The following is a 3876-nucleotide window of genomic DNA, read 5'->3' as shown; positions in this document are numbered from 1 at the left end:
CTTTTTCTCACACTTATTTCTTCCAATACGCCGGAGTAAACAAAATTAAAACAGTAAAAATCTCCAAACGTCCCAACAACATCACAGCCGTACACAGCCATTTCTGCACATCGCTCAGCGCAGCATAATTATGCGACGGACCGACTGCACCCAAGCCCGGCCCTGCATTGGTAATACAGGCAATGACTGCCGTGAAGGCGGATAAAAAGTCCAAGCCTGCGGCCATCAGTAAAAAGCTGAATACGATGACCGTCATAAAGTAAATAAAAATGAACGACATAACGGTCAGCGCCATACGATCCGGAATAGAACGGTTGTTGACCTTTACCGTACGAACCGCACGCGGGTGCAGCAAAATCAACATCTCGCGCAAGCTGAATTTGAACAACACCAATGCACGCACGTTTTTAATACCGCCACCCATAGAGCCTGAGCTTGCCAAGACGTTCGACAGGAAAAACATCCATAACGACACAATCAGCGGCCATTGTGCAAAGTCGGTATTGGAGAAACCGCTGGCCAATCCTATAGACACAAAGTTGAAGCTGACAAAACGCAAAGCTTCGCCAAGGCTTTGGTACACGTCCTGCTGCCACAGATACAATGCCGAAATCAAAATACTGCCCGACAAAACCAGCAGCATGGTGCGGCATTCTTCATCCTTCCAATACACCCGCCAAGAGCGGTTGCCCAGCGCAGTAAAATGGCTGGCAAAATTGATACCGCCCCAGACAGTAAAAAACATCAACGTCCATTCGACTGCCACAGAATCAAAATAGGCAACGCTGTCATCATGTGTCGAAAAACCGCCCAAGGCCACTGCCGACATCGCATGGCACAAGGCATCAAACCAACCCATACCGGCAATATGCAAGGATACAAAAGCCGCAGCAGTTGTCAGCGCATAGGCAAACCATAGCCGTTTGGCCACTTGCGAAATGCGGGGCGCCATCTTACTTTCTTTATCCATACCCGGAATTTCCGCTTTGAAGAGCTGCGTGCCCCCCACGCCCAACATCGGCAAAATCGCCACAGCCAGTACGATAATACCCATACCGCCAAGCCAGTTGAGCATGTGTCGCCAAAAGTTTACCGACGGTGCCAACGTATCCAAACCAGAAATCACTGTTGCCCCCGTTGTCGTCAGCCCCGACATCGCCTCAAAAAACGCATCGGTAAAACTCATGGACGGCATATAGAAATAAATCGGCATCGCCGCCACGACGGCAAAGGCCAGCCATAGCATCAATACCAGGGTAAATCCGTCACGCGGCCGCAACTCACGGTTGAAACGCAAAGTCAGCACCCAAGTAACGCACGACACCAGCAATACCGTCAAAGCCGTATAGGCAAACACGAGAAACGCGCTGTCGTGATAAAAATACGACATCAGTGTCGGCACGGCCAACAGCAGTGAAAACAACAGCCCCAGCTTGGACAATACATGGACAATCGGCATCACCTTGCTTACCGCACTGCCCAATCTGAAACCCTTATGCAGATACATCATATTCCTATCATCAGAAAACAAAATATTCAGACGGCCTCATGAAAAAAGGCCGTCTGAAACCGCATATTTTATCAAAATGCCGCAATCCCGTGATAAAGAAAAACAAAAAACACTTGCCTGCTCTTTTTCTTAGAGTATAATGTTATACCATAACACTCACTGGAGAAAGAAATGAAACCCGATATCCACCCAGACAACTATCGCACCGTCCTGTTTTACGACAGCGGCGCAGACCAAGGATGGCTCATCCGTTCATGCGCCAATACCCACGGAAAAACCATGGTTTGGAAGGACGGAGTAGAGTATCCCCTCTTTTCGCTTGATACTTCTTCCGCGTCCCACCCGGTGTACACAGGCAAACAACGCAATGTCAATATCGAAGGCCGCGCCAGCAAGTTCAACCAACGTTACCAATCCATGATGTCTTCCTTCAGAAAGGATAAATGATGCAAGTCCTCTCATCCCTAAAAACTGCAAAAAAACGACACCGCGACTGCCAAATTGTCCGCCGAAAAGGCAAAGTGTACGTCATTTGCAAGAGCAACCCCCGCTTTAAAGCACGCCAGCGTTAAGCAGCCCAACCCATATTTCAATGTAACTCTCTGAATTTTCCGCACTTTCGTTTACCTCTAGCGCAAGTGCGGCTTTTTTTCAAACGGCATTAATCATTCATATCAAAACTACAAAAAATCCTGCCATACTCCCGGAAACAGGAAGAAAAAGTAAATAATGGTTATCCCTATTGTGAAGCCATAAAGATATTTATAACATGCCGCTACATTCTTCCTTCAACACTGACCATAGGAGTCAAAAATGAAAGTAAAAGCCCTGCTTGCAATTGCCGCCGCCATGAGCCTCGCTGCCTGCGCCGCACCTGAAGCCTATCGCCATGACCATGGTCAACGTCATGAGCACAATCATGACCACGGACGTGCACACGATCATGATGCCCGTGTTCAATCATTCAGCTGCGAAAACGGCCTGTCTGTACAAGTCCGCAACCTGAGCACCAACCAAGTTGAACTGCGTCTGGACGACAAAGTTGCCACCCTTTCTTCTGCCGTTGCAGGTTCAGGCGAACGCTATGTTGCCAACCAAGGCCTGTTCGGCAAAGGCGCTGAATGGCATCAAAAAGGCAGCGAAGCATTCTTCGGCTTCACTGACCCATACGGCAACAAAGTAGAAACTTCTTGCTCTGCCCGCTAATTTCTACTTAGCGATAGAATAGCTAAAGGCCGTCTGAAAACTTGTTTCAGACGGCCTTTTATATTGGATAAAACGAAAGTCCGTTTAAAGATAAAATGTAAATATGAGGCTATTTGAAGGTTCAAAACACATCGAATAAGTAATACCCTTTGAAAGGTGCCTTCTACGACAATACATTATTTCAAAATCATTAAATATGTATCCAACTTAATTTAAAACTTTTTCCAAGATTTCTTTAAGGTTTTCATCATCTTCATCCAAAATTAATTTTTCTGAAATATTATGAAGACAATGTTCCAAATCAATGGCTAAGGCTACTTGGTTTTGATAGGATAATTTTGGATAGAGTTCAAGTAAAACCCAATAAATGCATATACTATCATTTGAGTAAAAAATATTTGAAACGAATGGAAGTAATATATCTTGTCGTTCTACAAAGATTTCGACAATTTCACTAAAAACAGGAAAGTTCGCATCTCCCAACCATCCAGAGAGCCACTCCCCCATCTCAATTAATTCCTCATCGTTGCAGTCCTTAATTTTTTTGCAAGCCTTAATGTCAAACTTATCTTTAGGGCACATATAATACCTCATTGTTTTATTAAAGACTTACGAATACAGAATTGTAATGATTGATCTCAATTCTAGACAAATGATTATTCGTCATTCCTATATCCTCAACAAATTTTCTCTGAAGTAAGAGTTATTTTGTGCAATTAAACTCCTATCCCACAATAACTTGAAACCCTATCCTGTATTTTACCTAAATCACAAATCCCAATTACCCTTCAAAATCTATTTGCTCCACGAAACAGATTCAATAAACAAAGGCCGTCTGAAAACCTATTACCAAAGTTTTCAGACGGCCTTTATCTTAGACCAAACAATTAAGCGTAATGTCTGTCTTCGCCTTTGCCATCAACGTTGTCGGCACAACGTTTACAGATGGTTTCATGGCCTGCAACTACGCCTACATCGTGGGTATAGTGCCAGCAGCGTTCGCATTTTTCACCATCGCTGGCTTTAGCGGTTACAGCAAGTTCATTACCTACTTTCACTTCAGCTTTAGACACCAGCAAAGCAAAACGCAATTCTTCGCCCAAAATGTTCAGATAGTCGGCAATTTCTTCCGGAGCCGTAATTTCGGTTTCGGCTTGCAA

6 protein-coding genes are annotated in these 3876 nt (G+C 44.7%); 3 read left to right on the top strand and 3 right to left on the bottom strand.

Annotation, left to right across the window (positions count from 1 at the left end):
• Window positions 1-13 precede the first annotated feature (13 nt).
• A complete protein-coding gene (locus tag Q1M25_RS08765; RefSeq protein ID WP_300483902.1) occupies window positions 14-1510 on the bottom strand; it encodes a TrkH family potassium uptake protein in 1497 nt (498 codons plus the stop codon).
• 171 nt (window positions 1511-1681) lie between these two features.
• Here Q1M25_RS08765 and Q1M25_RS08760 point away from each other — a divergent pair, with 171 nt between their 5' ends.
• From Q1M25_RS08760 to Q1M25_RS08750, 3 genes are all read left to right on the top strand, one after another.
• Window positions 1682-1957: a type B 50S ribosomal protein L31 gene (locus Q1M25_RS08760; RefSeq protein WP_049328620.1), complete on the top strand. Its 276-nt coding sequence runs from the start codon at window positions 1682-1684 to the stop codon at window positions 1955-1957.
• Window positions 1957-2082: a type B 50S ribosomal protein L36 gene (ykgO, locus tag Q1M25_RS08755; protein ID WP_003685279.1), complete on the top strand. Its 126-nt coding sequence runs from the start codon at window positions 1957-1959 to the stop codon at window positions 2080-2082. The genes Q1M25_RS08760 and ykgO overlap by 1 nt, the downstream gene beginning before the upstream one ends.
• 241 nt (window positions 2083-2323) lie before the next feature.
• Complete coding sequence (locus Q1M25_RS08750; protein WP_300483899.1) at window positions 2324-2716, top strand: MliC family protein; 393 nt, start codon at window positions 2324-2326, stop codon at window positions 2714-2716.
• Between the two features lie 207 nt (window positions 2717-2923).
• Here the strand turns inward: Q1M25_RS08750 and Q1M25_RS08745 are convergent, their stop codons facing one another.
• On the bottom strand, window positions 2924-3298 hold the full coding sequence (locus tag Q1M25_RS08745) for a DUF5071 domain-containing protein (protein ID WP_150537880.1): 375 nt from the start codon (window positions 3296-3298) through the stop codon (window positions 2924-2926).
• Between the two features lie 305 nt (window positions 3299-3603).
• Window positions 3604-3876 (bottom strand): zinc finger domain-containing protein (locus Q1M25_RS08740; protein WP_300483898.1); only part of this gene is annotated, 273 nt, incomplete at its 5' end.

The organism is uncultured Neisseria sp., from assembly GCF_951230505.1.
Classification (GTDB): domain Bacteria; phylum Pseudomonadota; class Gammaproteobacteria; order Burkholderiales; family Neisseriaceae; genus Neisseria.
The sequence above is the reverse complement of the archived record's forward strand: the minus strand, read 5'-3'. Positions and strand labels throughout refer to the sequence as shown.

Excerpts from the sequence above, each read along its gene's own strand:
- Q1M25_RS08765 (WP_300483902.1), bottom strand. The coding sequence starts at position 1,510 with ATGATGTATCTGCATAAGGGTTTCAGATTGGGCAGTGCGGTAAGCAAG.
- Q1M25_RS08760 (WP_049328620.1), top strand. The coding sequence starts at position 1,682 with ATGAAACCCGATATCCACCCAGACAACTATCGCACCGTCCTGTTTTAC.
- ykgO (WP_003685279.1), top strand. The coding sequence starts at position 1,957 with ATGCAAGTCCTCTCATCCCTAAAAACTGCAAAAAAACGACACCGCGAC.
- Q1M25_RS08750 (WP_300483899.1), top strand. The coding sequence starts at position 2,324 with ATGAAAGTAAAAGCCCTGCTTGCAATTGCCGCCGCCATGAGCCTCGCT.
- Q1M25_RS08745 (WP_150537880.1), bottom strand. The coding sequence starts at position 3,298 with ATGTGCCCTAAAGATAAGTTTGACATTAAGGCTTGCAAAAAAATTAAG.